This is a genomic window from Streptomyces sp. NBC_00076 (genome assembly GCF_045041235.1).
Classification (GTDB): domain Bacteria; phylum Actinomycetota; class Actinomycetes; order Streptomycetales; family Streptomycetaceae; genus Streptomyces.
Genome location: NZ_CP108242.1, coordinates 7,247,888 through 7,265,469 on the forward strand (window position 1 = coordinate 7,247,888; position 17,582 = coordinate 7,265,469).

General features: G+C 68.5%; 16 protein-coding genes and 1 riboswitch. Of the genes, 12 read left to right on the plus strand and 4 right to left on the minus strand.

Going from position 1 to position 17,582, the window contains the following annotated elements:
* Nucleotides 1-32: 32 nt before the first annotated feature.
* From OHA64_RS33130 to gcvT, 4 genes are all read right to left on the minus strand, one after another.
* Nucleotides 33-1,400, minus strand: coding sequence for an L-serine ammonia-lyase (locus tag OHA64_RS33130; RefSeq protein WP_405619408.1), 1,368 nt, complete (start codon nucleotides 1,398-1,400; stop codon nucleotides 33-35).
* Between the two features lie 74 nt (nucleotides 1,401-1,474).
* On the minus strand, nucleotides 1,475-2,755 hold the full coding sequence (glyA, locus tag OHA64_RS33135; protein WP_405619410.1) for a serine hydroxymethyltransferase: 1,281 nt from the start codon (nucleotides 2,753-2,755) through the stop codon (nucleotides 1,475-1,477).
* Between the two features lie 15 nt (nucleotides 2,756-2,770).
* Entirely contained in the window at nucleotides 2,771-3,148 is a 378-nt protein-coding gene (gene gcvH, locus OHA64_RS33140; protein WP_405619412.1) for a glycine cleavage system protein GcvH, read from the minus strand.
* 110 nt (nucleotides 3,149-3,258) lie between these two features.
* The gene (gene gcvT / locus OHA64_RS33145) at nucleotides 3,259-4,392 is read right to left on the minus strand and encodes a glycine cleavage system aminomethyltransferase GcvT (RefSeq protein WP_405619414.1); all 1,134 of its coding nucleotides are present in this window, start codon (nucleotides 4,390-4,392) and stop codon (nucleotides 3,259-3,261) included.
* A 151-nt stretch (nucleotides 4,393-4,543) separates the two neighbouring features.
* A riboswitch (glycine riboswitch) is annotated at nucleotides 4,544-4,654 on the minus strand.
* Between the two features lie 178 nt (nucleotides 4,655-4,832).
* On the opposite strand from gcvT, the gene OHA64_RS33150 reads away from it, so the two are divergent.
* The 12 genes from OHA64_RS33150 to OHA64_RS33205 all read left to right on the plus strand — a co-directional run bounded on the left by OHA64_RS33150 (nucleotide 4,833) and on the right by OHA64_RS33205 (nucleotide 17,547).
* On the plus strand, nucleotides 4,833-5,501 hold the full coding sequence (locus OHA64_RS33150; protein ID WP_405619416.1) for an AAA family ATPase: 669 nt from the start codon (nucleotides 4,833-4,835) through the stop codon (nucleotides 5,499-5,501).
* Nucleotides 5,502-5,615: 114 nt separating this feature from the next.
* Nucleotides 5,616-6,416, plus strand: a complete 801-nt coding sequence (locus tag OHA64_RS33155; protein WP_405619418.1) for an enhanced serine sensitivity protein SseB — start codon at nucleotides 5,616-5,618, stop codon at nucleotides 6,414-6,416.
* 80 nt (nucleotides 6,417-6,496) lie between these two features.
* The gene (locus OHA64_RS33160) at nucleotides 6,497-7,291 is read left to right on the plus strand and encodes an enhanced serine sensitivity protein SseB C-terminal domain-containing protein (protein ID WP_405619420.1); all 795 of its coding nucleotides are present in this window, start codon (nucleotides 6,497-6,499) and stop codon (nucleotides 7,289-7,291) included.
* 316 nt (nucleotides 7,292-7,607) lie between these two features.
* Nucleotides 7,608-8,141, plus strand: coding sequence for a hypothetical protein (locus OHA64_RS33165; protein WP_405619422.1), 534 nt, complete (start codon nucleotides 7,608-7,610; stop codon nucleotides 8,139-8,141).
* Nucleotides 8,142-8,299: 158 nt separating this feature from the next.
* Nucleotides 8,300-8,632 (plus strand): hypothetical protein, encoded by a 333-nt coding sequence (locus OHA64_RS33170; protein ID WP_405619424.1) that lies wholly within the window; start codon nucleotides 8,300-8,302, stop codon nucleotides 8,630-8,632.
* Between the two features lie 67 nt (nucleotides 8,633-8,699).
* Nucleotides 8,700-9,233 carry a hypothetical protein gene (locus tag OHA64_RS33175; protein ID WP_405619426.1) on the plus strand — a complete coding sequence of 178 codons (534 nt, stop codon included), beginning with the start codon at nucleotides 8,700-8,702 and terminating at the stop codon, nucleotides 9,231-9,233.
* 453 nt (nucleotides 9,234-9,686) lie between these two features.
* Entirely contained in the window at nucleotides 9,687-10,688 is a 1,002-nt protein-coding gene (locus tag OHA64_RS33180; RefSeq protein ID WP_405619428.1) for an ABC transporter permease, read from the plus strand.
* A gap of 92 nt (nucleotides 10,689-10,780) precedes the next feature.
* A complete protein-coding gene (locus OHA64_RS33185; protein WP_405619430.1) occupies nucleotides 10,781-12,547 on the plus strand; it encodes an ABC transporter substrate-binding protein in 1,767 nt (588 codons plus the stop codon).
* A 124-nt stretch (nucleotides 12,548-12,671) separates the two neighbouring features.
* Nucleotides 12,672-13,673: an ABC transporter permease gene (locus OHA64_RS33190; RefSeq protein WP_405619432.1), complete on the plus strand. Its 1,002-nt coding sequence runs from the start codon at nucleotides 12,672-12,674 to the stop codon at nucleotides 13,671-13,673.
* Nucleotides 13,670-14,767, plus strand: coding sequence for an ABC transporter ATP-binding protein (locus tag OHA64_RS33195; RefSeq protein ID WP_405619434.1), 1,098 nt, complete (start codon nucleotides 13,670-13,672; stop codon nucleotides 14,765-14,767). The genes OHA64_RS33190 and OHA64_RS33195 overlap by 4 nt, the downstream gene beginning before the upstream one ends.
* A 47-nt stretch (nucleotides 14,768-14,814) precedes the next feature.
* Entirely contained in the window at nucleotides 14,815-16,059 is a 1,245-nt protein-coding gene (locus OHA64_RS33200) for an ABC transporter ATP-binding protein (protein WP_405624220.1), read from the plus strand.
* A 96-nt stretch (nucleotides 16,060-16,155) separates the two neighbouring features.
* Complete coding sequence (locus OHA64_RS33205; protein ID WP_405619436.1) at nucleotides 16,156-17,547, plus strand: M1 family metallopeptidase; 1,392 nt, start codon at nucleotides 16,156-16,158, stop codon at nucleotides 17,545-17,547.
* Nucleotides 17,548-17,582 lie beyond the last annotated feature (35 nt).

Genomic DNA, 17,582 nt, shown 5'->3' on the forward strand with positions numbered 1-17,582 from the left:
GATTTCCTGCGACCTGATCCGCCGGACAGGCCCTAACACTCGATGATGTTCACCGCGAGCCCGCCCCGGGCCGTCTCCTTGTACTTCACGCTCATGTCCGCGCCGGTGTCCTTCATCGTCTTGATGACCTTGTCGAGGGACACCTTGTGGGAGCCGTCACCGCGCATCGCCATGCGGGCGGCCGTGACCGCCTTCGCCGCGGCCATGCCGTTGCGTTCGATGCAGGGGATCTGGACCAGGCCGCCGACCGGGTCACAGGTCAGGCCGAGGTTGTGTTCCATGCCGATCTCGGCGGCGTTCTCGACCTGTTCCGGAGATCCGCCGAGCACCTCCGCGAGCGCGCCCGCCGCCATCGAGCAGGCCGAGCCGACCTCGCCCTGGCAGCCGACCTCGGCGCCGGAGATGGACGCGTTCTCCTTGAAGAGCATGCCGATCGCCCCGGCGGCCAGCAGGAAGCGGACCACTCCGTCCTCGTCGGCGCCCGGCACGAAGTTGATGTAGTAGTGCAGGACGGCGGGGATGATCCCCGCGGCCCCGTTGGTGGGCGCGGTCACCACCCGTCCGCCCGCCGCGTTCTCCTCGTTCACGGCCATCGCGTAGAGCGTGATCCACTCCATCGCGCGCGCCAACGGGTCGCCCTCCGAACGCAGTTGGCGTGCGGAGACGGCCGCGCGGCGACGGACCTTCAGGCCGCCCGGGAGGATGCCCTCGCGGGACATGCCGCGCGACACGCACGCCTGCATCACCCGCCAGATCGCCAGCAGTCCCTCGTGGATCTCCTCGTCGGTGCGCCAGGCCCGCTCGTTCTCCAGCATCAGCGCGGAGATCGACAGGCCCGTGTCCTTCGTCAGGCGCAGCAGCTCGTCGCCCGTGCGGAAGGGGTACTTGAGGACCGTGTCGTCGAGCTTGATGCGGTCCGCGCCCATCGCGTCCTCGTCCACGACGAAGCCGCCGCCGACCGAGTAGTACGTCTTCGACAGCACCTGCGAGCCCGCCGCGTCGTACGCCCACAGGGTCATGCCGTTCGCGTGCTGGGGGAGGGTCTTGCGGCGGTGCAGGACCAGGTCGTCGTCGTAGGAGAAGGGGATCTCGTGCTCGCCGAGCAGGCTGATGCGGCCCGTCTCCCTGATCCGTGTCACCCGGTCGTCCGCCGACTCCACGTCCACCGTGCGCGGCGAGTCGCCCTCCAGACCGAGCAGCACCGCCTTGGGCGTGCCGTGGCCGTGCCCGGTCGCGCCCAGGGAGCCGTACAACTCGGTGCGCACGGAGGCGACCTGCTCCAGCAGGCCCTCGTTGCGCAACCGGCGGGCGAACATGCGCGCCGCGCGCATCGGGCCGACCGTGTGGGAGCTGGACGGGCCTATGCCGATCGAGAACAGGTCGAAGACCGAAATGGCCACGGTGACTCCTCCGTACGGGGTGGTGCGGGGTGCCGCACACGCCTCTCAGTGTGCGCGGCACCCGGGAAAAGGAACTACTTGCCCAGACCGGGATACAGCGGGTGCTTGTCGGCGAGGGCTTCGACCCGGGCCTTCAGCGCCTCCACCGCGGACCCCTCGAAGGGAGCGGGCGCCTTCAGGGTCTCGGCGATGACGTCCGCGACCTCGGCGAAGTCCGCGGCGGTGAAGCCGCGGGTGGCGAGGGCGGGCGTACCGATCCGCAGGCCCGAGGTGACCATCGGCGGACGCGGGTCGTCGGGGACGGCGTTGCGGTTGACCGTGATGCCGACCTCGTGGAGCCGGTCCTCGGCCTGCCGGCCGTCCAGCTCGGACTCGCGCAGGTCGACCAGGATCAGATGCACGTCGGTGCCGCCGGACAGCACGTTCACGCCGGCCGCGCGGGCGTCCGGCGCGGTGAGGCGCTCGGCGAGGATCCGCGCGCCGTCGACCGTGCGGCGCTGACGCTCCTTGAAGTCCTCGCTCGCGGCGACCTTGAACGAGACCGCCTTGGCCGCGATCACGTGCTCCAGGGGGCCGCCCTGGAAGCCCGGGAAGACGGACGAGTTCAGCTTCTTCGCGAACTCCTTCTTCGCGAGGATGATGCCGCCGCGCGGGCCGCCCAGCGTCTTGTGGGTGGTGGAGGTGACGACGTCCGCGTACTCCACCGGGTTGGGGTGCAGACCGGCCGCGACCAGACCCGCGAAGTGCGCCATGTCCACCCACAGATGGGCCTCGACCTCGTCGGCGATCCGGCGGAACTCCGCGAAGTCCAGCTGGCGCGGATACGCCGACCAGCCCGCGATGATCACCTTGGGACGGTGCTCCTTGGCGAGCCGCTCCAGCTCGGCCATGTCGACCAGGCCGGTGGCGGCGTCCACGTGGTAGGCGACCACGTCGAACTGCTTGCCGGAGAAGTTCAGCCGCATCCCGTGGGTCAGGTGGCCGCCGTGCGCCAGGTCCAGGCCGAGGATGGTGTCGCCGGGCTGGGCCAGCGCGAACAGGGCGGCCTGGTTGGCCGAAGCGCCCGAGTGGGGCTGCACGTTGGCGTACTCGGCGCCGAACAGCTCCTTGACCCGGTCGATGGCGATCTGCTCGGTGACGTCGACGTGCTCGCAGCCGCCGTAGTAACGGCGCCCCGGGTAGCCCTCGGCGTACTTGTTGGTCAGGACGGAACCCTGCGCCTCCAGCACCGCGAGAGGCGCGAAGTTCTCGGAGGCGATCATCTCCAGGGTGGACTGCTGGCGGACCAGCTCGGCGTCGACGGCGGCGGCGACCTCGGGGTCGAGCTCGTGCAGGGGCGTGTTCAGAACGGACATCGGGTGTACGACTCCTCAGCCGGCGGAAAAGGCGGTGTACTCGTCGGCGGAGAGCAGGTCGGCCGGCTCCTCCGCGACGCGTACCTTGAACAGCCAGCCGCCCTCGAAGGGGGCGGAGTTCACCAGCGACGGGTCGTTGACCACGTCCTCGTTGACCTCGGTGACCTCACCGGACACCGGGGAGTACAGGTCGCTGACCGACTTGGTCGACTCCAGCTCGCCGCAGGTCTCGCCCGCGGTCACACCGGCACCGACCTCCGGGAGCTGCACGAAGACGACGTCACCGAGCGCGTTGGCCGCGTGCTCCGTGATGCCGACCGTCGAGACGCCGTTCTCGGCGCCCGACAGCCACTCGTGCTCCTTGCTGTAGCGCAGCTGCTGGGGGTTGCTCATGGCCTGAATTCTCCTGTACGCGGGGGAGTGCTGATGAAGGGGGGACTGCTGGAAACGTACGTGAGCAGCGGAAAGTGCGCAGGGTCACGCACGCCGACTGCTTCCGGCCGCTACTTCTGACGCTTGTAGAACGGCAACGCCACGACCTCGTACGGCTCGTGACTGCCCCGGATGTCCACACCGACACCGGTCGTGCCCGGTGCCGCGTGCGCCGCGTCGACGTACGCCATCGCGATCGGCTTGCCCAGCGTGGGGGAGGGGGCGCCGGAGGTGACCTCGCCGACCACCCGGCCGTCCGCGACGACGTCGTATCCGGCGCGCGGGACCCGGCGGCCCTCGGCGACCAGGCCGACCAGGACCCGCGGGGGGTTCTGCTCCGAACGGGCGGCGGCCTCCTGGAGGGCCTCGCGGCCCACGAAGTCTCCCTCCTTCTCGAACTTCACGACCCGGCCGAGGCCCGCGTCGAAGGGCGTCAACGACGTGGAGAGCTCATGCCCGTACAGCGGCATGCCCGCCTCCAGGCGCAGCGTGTCCCGGCAGGACAGTCCGCAGGGGACCAGGCCGACGCCCTCGCCGGCCTTGGTCAGGGCCTGCCACAGCTCGACGGCGTGCTTCGGCTTCACGAACAGTTCGAAGCCGTCCTCGCCGGTGTAGCCGGTGCGGGCGATGAGAGCGGGGACCCCGGCGACGGTGCCGGGCAGGCCGGCGTAGTACTTCAGGCCGTCGATGTCGGCGTCGGTGAGGGACTTCAGGACACCGGCGGACTCCGGACCCTGTACGGCGATCAGCGCGTACGCGTCCCGGTCGTCGCGCACCTCGACGTCGAAGCCGGCCGCACGCTCGGTCAACGCGTCCAGCACCACCTGGGCGTTGGAGGCGTTGGCGACGACCATGTAGTGAGCGGACCCGGCCTCCGTCTCGGCGAGCCGGTACACGATCAGGTCGTCCAGGATGCCGCCGTCACTCCGGCAGATCATGGTGTAGCGGGCGCGGCCGGTACCGACGGACGCGATGTTGCCGACCAGCGCGTGGTTCAGGAAGGAAGCCGCCTGCGGCCCGGTGACCGTGATCTCGCCCATGTGCGAGAGGTCGAAGAGCCCGGCACGGGTGCGTACGGCGGTGTGTTCGTCGCGCTCGGAGCCGTAGCGCAGGGGCATGTCCCAGCCGGCGAAGTCGGTCATCGTCGCGCCCAGTGAACGATGCAGGGCGTCGAGCGCGGTGTGACGGGGTGCGGTACTGCTCATCGGACGGTCGTCTCCCAAGGCATGACGGCGAGGTCGTTCCTCCCCATCTGTCATCGGAACCTGAGAGGTTCGTCAGGACCCCGCGAAGCGGTGATCATGACTTGCACCTTGGGTGGAGCCACTGTCGCAGCGGCCCGCTTTTCAGATGTGCCTCGCCCGCGCGGTAACGGGGCCTGAGAGATTCAAGGGAGGGACTTGCTCCTTCGGCGCCCGGGCACCCGTACGAGGGACGTACGACCCGGAACTCTCCCGCGCGGATTCAAGCGGCCGGTATGCAGTTGGCGCCGACATCATTGCACGCATCGGTCGAGCGCGGCAGGGCCGCATCTGTAACCGGCTTGTGGCAGGACGAGCACGAAAACACGAGACACCGCGCATTACCTTCTCTTTACACTCGACGGGGAGGGAACTCGTGACCACCCCAGGGGAGGACGACCACGGTGAACAGGACCACGGCGTACGCGACCACCTCGGCTCTCGCGCTGCCCCCGCAGCCGACGGTCCCGGCCACGGAGGCCTGCGGCCCGCTCGGCGCACCCGTCGTCCGCGACCTCCGTGAGCGCGGCGGCCACAGCCCGCACGCACTGCTCTTCGGTCCCCAGGACCTCGTCGCGATCACCGGCCTGCCCGGCAGCGGCAAGTCCACGCTGATGCGACGCACGGTCAAGGGCCTGCGCATCGACTCCCAGGACGCCCGCGACCGCTGGGCGACGCGGATGCCACGCTTCCTGCCGTACGCGGTCTACCGCCCGCTGGTCCGCCTCGCGCACTACGCCGGTCTGCGCCGCGCGCTGCGCTCGGGCGAGGGGGTCGTGGTGCACGACTGCGGTACGCAGGCCTGGGTGCGCGGCTGGCTGGCCCGCGAGGCGCGGCGCCGGGGCGGCACCCTGCACCTGCTGCTGCTCGACGTCACGCCGGACACCGCGCTGGCCGGGCAGCGCGAGCGCGGCCGCGGTGTCTCGCGGTACGCGTTCCTGCGCCACCGGGGTGCCGCCGCGCGCCTGATCGGCTCCGTGGGGAAGGGCGACCTGCCCCCGGGCTGCGGCTCGGCGGTGCTGGTCGACCGGGACGCGGCGAACGTGCTGCGGCGGATCGGCTTCGCCGGTTGAGCCGGATCGGCTCGGTGGCCGGTTCGCACCGGTCGCCCGTCTCTCATGAGCGCTCCGTACCCGTTAGCCTTTTCAGCCACAGCAGGCGGTACCAGGCAGGCGGTAGGCAGGCAGATGGACTTCCCGGCGGATCTCCCCGCTGACTTCCCGGGTTTCCCGGCACAGGCACACCCTCATCCGCACGGCGGATGGCCCGGCAACGAGCTGGAGGAGGTGCTGTCCGCCTCCCTCGGCGTCCCCGGGGCGGGCGGGCGGATCATCGAGGTGCTCGGCCGCAGCTTCGTCTGGGTGCCGCTGCCCAACGGCGGCGGCCCGCACAGCGGCCCGCTGGACCTGCCCACGCTGGAGATCGAGGGCCAGGTGCATGTCCCGGTGTTCAGCTCCGAGGAGCAGTTCCGCCAGGTCGTCGGCTCGCACCTGTCGTACACCATCGCTCCAGCGGTCGAGTTCGCCCGGGGTCTGCCGCCCCAGGTCGGCCTCGCGGTGAACCCGGACGGCACGGTCGGTGTCCCGTTGCCGCCGGCCGCCGTCGCCGAACTGTGCCGGATGGGCCGTACCCCGCTGGACGGTCCCGCGGCCGGCGGCCGGGTCCGTCTGTTCGAGCCGGACTGGCAGGACGACCCGGTCGACTTCCTCGCGACGGCCTCGTCCGAGTTCGCCGCCACGGGAGTGGTGCGCACCGCCCGCCGCTGCCTCGCCGTCATCGAGACGGCCGAACCGGTCATGTTCGTGGGCGTGGAACTGTCCCAGTGGGAGGGCGACTTGAGGGCCCTGCCGATGGAGGCCCTGGCCCGGGCCCTGGGCACCACCCCCGTCCGGTGGCCGGTCAACCTGGTCCTCCTGGACGTGGCGGACGACCCGGTCGGCCACTGGATGCGGCAGAGCGTGCGGCCCTTCTACCAACACGGCTACTGAAACAGCTCAACGGCTGAACCCGGCGGAGCGCCTAAGCTGGGTCCCTATTCAGGGGCCACATCACGAAGGGTCGGTAAAAGGTGAGCGCCAGCAGCACCGCGGCCGGGCAGGTCGAGCACATGCTGCGCCAGGTGACGCCGGGGCGTTACGACGCCTACGAGGCGCTCCTGCGCGCGCTCGCCACCCCGTCCTCCGGACAGGTGTGGATGCTGCTGTGGCACGGCCAGGCCGGTTCCCCCGACGCCCAGTACGGGAACATGCAGGTCGAGGGGTTCGGCTACGCCCCGTGCGTCACCTCCGCCCAGGAGTTGTCGGCCAGCGGCTGGAACAGATCGTACGAAGTGATCGACGGCCTCGACGCGGCCCGCACCCTCTACCCCGACCACTACGGCCTCTGGCTCAATCCGCATGCCCCGGGCGGCGGTGTCGGCATCCCCTGGCTCGACCTGCGCCGCATCGCCACCGGCCTTGAACGCCAGCCGGCCGGGCCCCTCAGGCTCTCCGAACCCGGCATCGAGATCCCGCAGTTCTACGCCCTGCTCGCCCAGAACGCGCACCGCACCCCGGCCGTCCGCGCCCTGCGCCGCGCCTGGGTGCAGCCCGCGCTCGGGGCGCCGTATCTCGCCATCGGTCTCGACGTCTACGACACCAGCCCGCCGGCCGTCGACTCGGTGCGCGCGATGATGCAGCAGTCCATCGGCGCCGTCCCGGACGGGCTGCCGGTGTCGACCGTGGCCATGTCCGACGAGTACGACCCGGTCGCCCTGTGGATGCGGGTCAACGCCCGCCCGTTCTACGACCGCGAGGCACACGCGGCCCCCGCCTCGGCCCCGGCGGCCGGGTACGGGTATCCGCAGGCGGGTGGCCGGTACTGATCGTCGCGGACCCGGGAAAGAGTGCCGGGTCCGCCAATAGGTGATACGTGAATGTGCGGCACCCCGAAAGCCCGGCATTTGAGCTTCCCCTGAGCTTTTCAGGTTTCCAGAGCTGGAGTCCCCTATGCAGTAAGTCCGTTTGGTTCTCGGACGGGCGGAAATGGGATGCGGCGCAGGGGAATTCGTTGCGACGCCTTTGCGGAATCTTGGCTGGTGACGGCTTTCGCACGTCACTTCGACCTCGTAGGTTTTTCCTCGTTGAATCCCTGGGGCGATGACCACGCCCCAGGGCAACGAGCACGGGGAGTGCACACAAATGCATACGACGACGGTACGGAGATATGCCGTTCGCGGCCTGGCCGGAGCGGGTGTGACGTCCTTGTTCGCCCTTCTGGGGGCGACTCCGGCGATGGCGCAGGTCGCGGCGCCTCAGGGCTGCCCGCCCGACCCCACGTACAGCTACTCGAACGTCAGCACGCACCACGTGGGAATGGTGCCCCCGGCGAGCGCGCCGGGCGGACACACCCTCAGCATCGCCATCACCGCCGGGACCAGCGTCACCGGAACCGTCGGCGGTTCGGTCTCGGGTGACGTCCACGCGATCGTGGCCGGCGCCAAGGCCCAGGTGAACGCGTCGATCGCGCTCACCCTCAGCGCGAGCGTCACCTACACCGACTCCTGGAAGGTCCCTTCTTCCTGGCGGATCGGGTACCTGCACGCGGGTGCGCAGCGCAAGGAGATGACCTGGAAGTACGGCCACTACAAGGCCAACTGCGCCTGGCGCACCGACCGCAGCGGTACGGCCAAACTCCCATACCACATCCCGGCCTTCTGGTCGACCAAGGGATGAGCACGAGACGGCGAACCGCCGTCTGCGGGTTGGCCCTGACCCTGTCACTCGCCGCGACAGCCGGTTGCGGGAGCGGGTCACATCGCGCGACGGACAATGCGCACCGCCCGGTAAGCAGCCCGTCGGGGAATTCGACTCCGTCACCCGAAGACGCGAAAGTGGCACCGGTAATTCTCCCGGGCATTGTCGATCTGAAGGGATCGACAACACCGGCGGGTGCCATGGTGAAATCCACTGCCGGAAAAGGCGAGAGTGACGTCGCGCTCACCGCTCTCGCCAAGAAAAGCAAAAAGGTGACCATCCGGTTCGTGTGCTCCGGTAAGGGGCCGGTTAAGGTCACCGATTCCTCCGGCGGCTTCATCCTGAACGTCGCCGGCTGTGACGGCACGTCGGTGTACACCACCGGATTCCGCAGTTCACCGGCAGACGCTCTCGTCCACCTGTCTTTGGAGCAGGGCGTCAACTGGAGATTCGCCGTCTGGGCGGCTTGAAGTGACCGCGGGAGTGGGACTGCCCTCCCGCGGCGGGTATGACCACAACTAGGGGGAGTACACACAAATGCATACTACGACGGTACGGAGATATGCCGTTCGCGGCCTGGCCGGAGCGGGTGTGACGTCCTTGTTCGCCCTTCTGGGGGCGACTCCGGCGATGGCGCAGGTCGCGGCGCCTCAGGGCTGCCCGCCCGACCCCACGTACAGCTACTCGAACGTCAGCACGCACCACGTGGGAATGGTGCCCCCGGCGAGCGCGCCGGGCGGACACACCCTCAGCATCGCCATCACCGCCGGGACCAGCGTCACCGGAACCGTCGGGGGCCAGGTCGAAGGCAGCATCAACGCGATCGTGGCGGGCGCGAAGGCTCAGGTGAACGCGTCGATCGCGCTCAAGCTCGAAGCGAGCGTCACTTACAAGGACACCTGGACGGTTCCGAAGTCCTGGCGGATCGGGTACCTGCACGCGGGTGCGCAGCGCAAGGAGATGACCTGGAAGTACGGCCACTACAAGGCCAACTGCGCCTGGCGCACCGACCGCAGCGGTACGGCCAAACTCCCCTACCACATCCCGGCCTTCTGGTCGACCAAGGGATAGCCGGGCGGCAGGGAGCTCCCAGGCTTCCGTCGCGAACGAAAAGGGACCCCGCACCGGTGCGGGGTCCCTTTTCGTTCGCGACGGAAGCTGATGAGAGGCGGACAGGCCAACCACGCTCGGTGATGTGCGTCACAATGCCGACCGGGCTCCTCTCGTGGAGCATCTGGGTGGTCTCTGCGCGTAGATTGGCTTCTGACAACCCCAATGCTGCCCGTTTCACCCCGGTGTCCCAACTTCCACACGTCCGACAGGTGTTACCCACTGTTCGGATAACGGAATCGCTGGCGGAGCATCACGGTTGCGCATCCATTCACCGCCAAGGCTGGCACCTGATCGCCGAGGCGTTGAAGACTCCCCGTCCAAGGGGGGTCGCCCCTGTGTGTTTGTTGGAAGTTGAGGCCGCTACAGCGGCAAGTGCGGGCCGGCTACCGCCGGTTGAGAGGGGTCCCTGCCATGACGGCGCCATTGCACGACACCGCTGCGGAAGCGGTGCCGACCGCTCCGGTCGATCCCGCGGACTCAGGCGCCAAGAAGGTCGAAGGCCGGTCCCTGAAGCAGATCGCCTGGCACCGCCTCAAGCAGGACAAGGTCGCCCTCGCGGGCGGTGTCACCGTGCTCGTCCTCGTACTGGTCGCCGTGTTCGCCCCGCTGATCGTCTCGCTGCTCGGACACCCGCCGAACGAGTTCCACCAAGAGGAACTCGACCCGCTGACCAACCTGCCGCAAGGCGACTGGGGCGGCGTGAGCGGTGACTACCTGTTCGGCGTCGAGCCCAACAAGGGCCGTGACGTCTTCAGTCGCATCGTCTACGGCGCCCGCATCTCGCTCCTCGTGGCCTTCCTGGCCGCCGTTGTCGCGGTGGTCCTCGGCACGCTCTTCGGGATCGTCGCCGGCTACTTCGGCGGCTGGGTCGACGCACTGATCAGCCGCGTCATGGACGTGCTGCTCTCCTTTCCGCAGCTTCTCTTCATCATCTCCCTGGTCTCGGTCCTCCCGGACGATCTGCTGGGGCTGACCGGTTCGGGCGTGCGGATCGCCGTACTCGTCCTGGTCATCGGCTTCTTCGGCTGGCCCTATGTCGGCCGGATCGTCCGCGGTCAGACGCTGAGCCTCCGTGAGCGCGAGTACATCGAGGCTGCGCGCAGCCTGGGCGGTGGCAGGCGGTACATCCTGTTCAAGGAGCTGCTGCCCAACCTGTTCGCGCCGATCATGGTCTACGCGACGCTGATGATCCCGACCAACATCCTCACGGAGGCGGCGCTCAGCTTCCTCGGCGCGGGTGTCCGGCCGCCGACGGCCTCCTGGGGCGGCATGCTGCGCGACGCCCTGCAGACCTACGAGCACGACCCGATGTTCATGGTCTTCCCCGGTGTCACGATCTTCATCACCGTCCTGGCCTTCAATCTCTTCGGCGACGGCCTGCGGGACGCGCTCGATCCCAAGGGGACCCGCTAGCCCAAGTCTTGCCCCTGCCGCACCGTCAGGTGGCTCTTTCCATGGTTCTCCGGCGCAGGCCCGGGACCGCGAATCTCGGAGGTTACGAGAAAATGCCCACAGGTTCCCCGAAGCGGCGGCTCGCTGCTGGCGCAGCCCTCGTTGTCGCGGCGCTGGTGACCACCACGGCGTGCGGCGGCGGTGACGGTGACGACAAAGGCGAGAAGGGTGCCGGCTACAACGCGGCGCTGAACAAGGTCGTCAACGCGTCCGCCAAGAAGGGCGGGACGCTGAAGTTCGTCGGCAAGCAGGACTTCGACAACCTCGACCCGCAGCGTACGTACTACGGCATGACCTGGGACTTCATGCGGTTCTTCACCCGCACCCTGGTCACCTATGACACCAAGCCGGGCGCGGCGTCGAACAAGCTGGTCGGCGACCTGGCCACCGGCCCCGGCGAGGTCTCGGCCGACGGCAAGACCTACACGTACAAGCTGCGTGACGGTCTCACCTGGGAGGACGGCTCCGCGCTGACCTCCAAGGACATCAAGTACGGCATCGAGCGCATCTGGGCGACCGACACCATCACCGGTGGCCCGGCGTACATCAAGCAGACGCTCGACCCCAAGGGCGAGTACAAGGGGCCGTACAAGGACAAGTCCGCGGACAAGCTGGGCCTGAAGGCGATCGAGACGCCCGACGACAACACCATCGTCTTCAAGCTGCCCAAGCCCAACGGTGACTTCGAGCAGTTCCTGGCCATGCCCACCGGCGCTCCGGTGAAGCAGAGCAAGGACACCGGCGCCAAGTACACGCAGAAGCCGTTCTCCTCCGGCCCTTACAAGATCCAGTCCCGCAAGGCCAACAAGAGCCTGGTGCTGGTCCGCAACGCCGCCTGGAAGAAGTCGTCGGACCCGCTCCGCACGGCCCTGCCGGACAAGATCACCGTGACGATCTCCGCCAACCTGGAGGAGAACGACAAGCGGCTGATGGAGGGCGACTACGACCTCGACGTCAACGGCACCGGCATGACCCAGTCGGGCCGCGTCAGCGCTGTCGAGGACCACAGGTCGGACATCGACAACATCCAGACGTCCTTCGTCCGTTACGTGGCCCTCGTCCACACGGCGAAGCCGCTGGACAACGTCGACTGCCGCAAGGCCGTCTTCTATGCCACGGACTTCGCCGGTCTGCAGCAGACCCGCGGTGGCGCGGTCGCCGGTGGCGACATCGCCAACTCCATCTTCCCGAAGACGATCCCGGGCTACACCGACTACGACCCGTACGGCGTCCTCGCCCGCAAGGGCAAGCCGGACCTCGCCAAGGCCAAGGAGGCGCTGAAGGCGTGCGGCAAGCCGTCCGGCTTCTCCACCAAGCTCTCCGCCCGTAGCAACAACCCGGGCGAGGTCGACGCGGCCGAGGCCCTGCAGGAGCAGCTCGGCAAGGCCGGCATCAAGGTCGAGGTTGACCCGATCGACGGCGCCCAGTCCTCCAGCATCACCGGTTCGCCGAAGGTCGTGAAGGAGCGCGGCTACGGCATGACGATGAGCGGGTGGGGTCCGGACTTCCCGACCGGCCAGGGCTACGCACAGCCGCTGTTCGACAGCCGTTTCATCTTCGAGAACGGCAACTACAACGAGTCGCAGATCAAGGACAAGGCGGTCGACCAGCTCTTCGACGACGCGATCGCCTCGACCGACCCGGCCAAGTCCAAGGGCCTGTACGAGCAGATGAACAAGCGTGTGCTCGACAACGCCGACTGGATGCCATTCATCTACGAGAAGAACATCTCGTGGCGCGGTCCGCGACTGACGAACGTCTACTCGTCCGCCGCGTACAACGGCCGCTACGACTACGTGTCCCTGGGCGTCGTGAAGTAGTCGCCGACCGAAGCTGATTGATCCCTTGCCGCCGAATCCCGCCAGTCCGAAGGGCAGGTGATGGCTCTGGTGGCGGTCGGGACCTCCCACAAGGAGGGCCCCGGCCGCCGCCGGGCCGCGCACAGTGCTTGCTTATCTCATCCGGCGTCTGGTCGCCGTTGTCATCATGGTGCTGGTCGTACTGCTCGCGACCTTCACCGTCTTCTACATGCTGCCCAAGTGGGCGGGACAGGACATCGCCGTCCTCTTCGCCGGCAAGGCCACCGGTGCCGAGCAGGTCGAGGGCATCCGGACCAAACTGGGCCTGGACGATCCGCTGTTCATCCAGTTCTGGGACTTCGTCAAGGGCATCCCACTGGGCCGGGACTACGCCAACGGCAGTGACGTCACGCACTGCCCGGCCCCCTGCTTCGGCTACTCCTTCGTCACGGAGGAGCCGGTGTGGAACACGCTCAAGGAGGCGCTCCCGGTCACCGCCGCGCTCGCCGCCGGTGCGTGCGTCCTCTGGCTGATCGCGGGTGTCAGCACCGGTGTCGTCTCCGCGCTCAAGCGGGGCTCGGTCTGGGACCGTACCGCGATGATCGGCGCCCTCGGCGGCGTCTCCCTGCCGATCTTCTTCACCGGCATGGTGGCGATGGGCATCTTCGTGCACAGCCTCGGGTGGGTGCACATCGAGGACAACCTCAGTACCGATGACTCCATCGGGGTCTGGTTCGAGACCCTGCTCCTGCCATGGATCGTGCTCGCCCTGCTGAACGCCGCGATGTACGCCCGCCTCACCCGGGCCACCATGCTCGACGTGCTCGGCGAGGACTACATCCGCACCGCCCGGGCCAAGGGGCTCGGGGAACGCGTGGTCATCACCCGGCACGCACTGAGGTCCGCGATGACGCCGATCCTGACCGTCTTCGGTCTCGACATCGGCGTCCTGCTCGGCGGTGCCGTCCTGACGGAGTCCACGTTCAACCTTCCCGGCCTCGGTCTCGCCGCGGTCCAGGCCATCAGCAGCAAGGACCTGCCGGTGATCCTGGGGGTGACCCTGTTCGCGGCCCTCGCGATCGCGGTCGCCAACCTCGTCGTGGACCTTCTGTACGCCGTCATCGACCCGCGAGTGAGGCTGGGATGACCGAACTGCACAAGACCGGATCGGCCGTGGGGGAACCCGTGGCCGGCCGGCCCGCACCCACCGCCTTCCTCGAAGTGCGCGACCTGAAGGTGCACTTCCCGACCGACGACGGTCTGGTCAAGTCCGTCGACGGGCTCAGCTTCCAGCTGGAGAAGGGCAAGACCCTCGGCATCGTGGGCGAGTCCGGATCCGGCAAGTCGGTGACCTCGCTCGGCATCATGGGCCTGCACACCGCCGGTCAGTACGGCAAGAAAAAGGCGCAGATCTCCGGTGAGATCTGGTTGGACGGCACCGAGCTGCTGAGCGCCGATCCGGACGCGGTGCGCAAGCTGCGCGGCCGCGAGATGGCGATGATCTTCCAGGACCCGCTGTCCTCGCTGCACCCGTACTACACGATCGGCCAGCAGATCGTGGAGGCGTACCGGGTCCACAACGACGTGGACAAGAAGACCGCCAAGCGCCGTGCGGTGGAGATGCTCGACCGGGTCGGCATCCCGCAGCCCGACAAGCGGGTGAACAGCTACCCGCACGAGTTCTCCGGCGGTATGCGCCAGCGCGCGATGATCGCGATGTCGCTGGTCAACAACCCCGAGCTGCTGATCGCGGACGAGCCGACGACCGCCCTGGACGTCACCGTCCAGGCGCAGATCCTCGACCTCATCCGGGACCTGCAGAAGGAGTTCGGCTCCGCGGTCATCGTCATCACCCACGACCTGGGCGTCGTCGCCGAACTGGCCGACGACATCCTGGTGATGTACGGCGGCCGCTGCGTCGAGCGGGGCCCAGCCGAGGACGTGTTCTACGAGCCGCGGCACCCGTACACCTGGGGCCTGCTCGGCTCGATGCCGCGCCTGGACCGTGAGCAGCAGGAGCGCCTCATCCCGGTCAAGGGATCCCCGCCCTCACTGATCAACATCCCGTCCGGCTGCGCCTTCAACCCGCGCTGCCCGTACGCCGACATCCCCAAGGACAACGTCACCCGCACGGTCCGCCCCGAGCTGACCGAGGTCGGTGGCCGGCACTGGGCCGCCTGCCACATGACGCAGGAGCAGCGGGAGCGTATCTGGATCGAAGAGATTGCGCCGAAGCTGTGAGCGACCAGAAAGCCGAGAAGGCCGGGAAAGCCGGGAAAGCGGGGACGATTCCCGCGCAGAGCGGTGGCAGGCGTCCCGGCGGCGAGGTGCTGCTGAAGGTCACCGGCCTGCAGAAGCACTTCCCGATCAAGAAGGGCCTGCTGCAGCGGCAGGTCGGCGCCGTGCACGCGGTCGACGGCATCGACTTCGAGGTCCGCTCCGGTGAGACGCTCGGGGTCGTGGGCGAGTCCGGCTGCGGCAAGTCCACGATGGGCCGGCTGATCACCCGGCTGCTGGAGCCGACCGGCGGCACGGTCGAGTTCGAGGGCAAGGACATCACCCACCTCGGCGTGGGCGGGATGCGTCCGCTGCGCCGTGACGTGCAGATGATCTTCCAGGACCCGTACTCGTCGCTGAACCCGCGGCACACCATCGGCACCATCGTCGGCGCCCCCTTCAAGCTCCAGGGCGTCTCGCCCGAGGGCGGTGTGAAGAAGGAGGTGCAGCGGCTGCTGTCGGTGGTCGGTCTCAACCCCGAGCACTACAACCGCTACCCGCACGAATTCTCCGGCGGTCAGCGCCAGCGCATCGGCATCGCCCGCGCGCTCGCCCTCAACCCCAAGCTGGTGGTGGCGGACGAGCCGGTCTCCGCGCTGGACGTGTCGATCCAGGCGCAGGTGGTGAACCTGCTGGACGACCTCCAGCAGGAGCTCGGGCTGACGTACGTGATCATCGCGCACGACCTGTCCGTCGTCCGGCACGTCTCGGACCGGATCGCGGTGATGTACCTCGGCAAGATCGTCGAGCTGGCCGACCGTGACGCGCTGTACAGGGCGCCGATGCACCCGTACACCAAGGCGCTGATGTCGGCCGTGCCGATCCCGGACCCCAGGCGCCGGGCGGCCAAGAGCGAGCGCATCCTGCTCAAGGGCGACGTGCCCTCGCCGATCTCGCCGCCGAGCGGCTGCCGCTTCCACACCCGGTGCTGGAAGGCGACGGAGATCTGCCGGACCACGGAGCCGAAGCTCATCGAGCTGAAGCCCGGCCAGCGCGTGGCCTGCCACCACCCGGAGAACTTCGAGGACCAGGCCCCGCAGGAGACGGTCCTGCTCTCCGCCGCCAAGGAGGCGGCGGAACTGGTGCCGGACGCGGTGCTGGAGGAGTCGGCGGAGACGTCGGCGGCGGTGGCCGCGGAGGTGGCCGAACCTGTCGGGCAGACGGAGGTCGCCGAAACCGTCGAATCGGCCGAGTCCGCCGAGCCCGTCACGAAGGCCGATGGCGCCGCTGAGAGCCAGGAGTCAACCGACAAGTAACGCATGACGAGTTGGCAAAGTCATGCACATGCCTAAACGGGAGAGCGCAGAGTCCTCCGTGTCCGAATCAGCGGCACACGTTCGAAGGGACGACTCATGGCGCTCTCCCGTTCGGCACGTTTAGGGGTCCTCGCGACCGCGGCGGCCTCCTTCCTGGTCATCGCCGCCGCCCCCGCCCCGGCCCCGGGCGCACCCGGCATCGGCGACCCCTACTTCCCCGACCTCGGCAACGGCGGCTTCGACGCCCGCCACTACGCCCTCGACCTCGCGTACGCCCCGGACACCGACCGCCTCGACGGCCGTACGACGATCACCGCCCGCGCCACCCGGAACCTGTCCTCCTTCGACCTGGACCTGCAGAAACTGGAGGTCACCAGAGTCGAGGTGAACGGCAGACGGGCCCAGTTCACGCGCGCCGGAGACGAACTGCGCATCACTCCGCGCGCCTTTCTGCGCAAGGGCCGCACCTTCACGGTCACCGTCACCTACGGCGGTGTCCCCGAGCCCCTCGGCGGCCCCATCGTCTTCGGCTCCGACTACGGCTGGATGAAGACCGAGGACGGCGTCTTCGTAGCCTGCGAACCCAACGCCGCCTCCACCTGGTTCCCGTCCAGCGACCACCCCTCGGACAAGGCCGCCTACGACATCCGGATCAAGGCCCCCAAGGGGTTGACCGCGATCTCCAACGGGCGGCTGGTGTCGACGTACGACAAGGGCGGCTCGACGTACACCCACTGGCGCGAGAAGAAGCCGATGGCGACGTACCTCGCGACGGCCACCATCGGGAAGTTCGACGTACGGACCGGGAGGACCCCCTCCGGCATCCCGATCTACGTGGCCGTCGACCCGGTGCTCGCGGACGCCAACACCGTCGACGTGTACGGCGTGACCGCCGCCGCCACCGACTACTGGGCGCAGGTCTTCGGGCCGTACCCCTTCGAGGAGACCGGCGCGATCGTCGACGACATGCCCCAGGCCGGGTTCTCGCTGGAGGTGCAGTCGAAGCCGGTCTACTCGGCGGTGCGCAACGAGACGACGATCGTGCACGAACTGGCCCACCAGTGGTTCGGCGACTCCGTCTCGGTGGCGCACTGGAAGGACATCTGGCTCAACGAGGGCTTCGCCACCTACGCCCAGTGGCTGTGGGCCGAGCACCAGGGCACCCGCTCGGCGCACGACTCCTTCCTCGCCGGCTACAACTCCCGGCCCGCCGACAACGCCTTCTGGCAGGTGACGGTCGGCGACCCGCAGCGCGACACGATGTTCGCCTCGGCCGTCTACCAGCGCGGCGCGATGACCCTCCAGGTGCTGCGCGAACGCATCGGCGACACCGCGTTCTTCAAGCTGCTGCCGACCTGGACGAAGCTGCACCGGTACGGCAACGCCGACACGGACGACTTCGTCCGCCTCGCCGAGAGGATCAGCGGCAAGCAGCTGGACGATCTGTTCCAGACCTGGCTGTTCACCACAGGGAAGCCAGCTTTGTAGGCCTCGTGAAGCCTTTGGGCCTTGTATTGCAAGGA

What these genes read in the sequence shown, in the direction of transcription:
- OHA64_RS33205 (WP_405619436.1), top strand. Translation starts at nt 16,156, where the DNA reads ATGGCGCTCTCCCGTTCGGCACGTTTAGGGGTCCTCGCGACCGCGGCG.
- OHA64_RS33185 (WP_405619430.1), top strand. Translation starts at nt 10,781, where the DNA reads ATGCCCACAGGTTCCCCGAAGCGGCGGCTCGCTGCTGGCGCAGCCCTC.
- gcvH (WP_405619412.1), bottom strand. Translation starts at nt 3,148, where the DNA reads ATGAGCAACCCCCAGCAGCTGCGCTACAGCAAGGAGCACGAGTGGCTG.
- OHA64_RS33155 (WP_405619418.1), top strand. Translation starts at nt 5,616, where the DNA reads ATGGACTTCCCGGCGGATCTCCCCGCTGACTTCCCGGGTTTCCCGGCA.
- gcvT (WP_405619414.1), bottom strand. Translation starts at nt 4,392, where the DNA reads ATGAGCAGTACCGCACCCCGTCACACCGCGCTCGACGCCCTGCATCGT.
- glyA (WP_405619410.1), bottom strand. Translation starts at nt 2,755, where the DNA reads ATGTCCGTTCTGAACACGCCCCTGCACGAGCTCGACCCCGAGGTCGCC.
- OHA64_RS33165 (WP_405619422.1), top strand. Translation starts at nt 7,608, where the DNA reads ATGCATACGACGACGGTACGGAGATATGCCGTTCGCGGCCTGGCCGGA.
- OHA64_RS33195 (WP_405619434.1), top strand. Translation starts at nt 13,670, where the DNA reads ATGACCGAACTGCACAAGACCGGATCGGCCGTGGGGGAACCCGTGGCC.
- OHA64_RS33180 (WP_405619428.1), top strand. Translation starts at nt 9,687, where the DNA reads ATGACGGCGCCATTGCACGACACCGCTGCGGAAGCGGTGCCGACCGCT.
- OHA64_RS33175 (WP_405619426.1), top strand. Translation starts at nt 8,700, where the DNA reads ATGCATACTACGACGGTACGGAGATATGCCGTTCGCGGCCTGGCCGGA.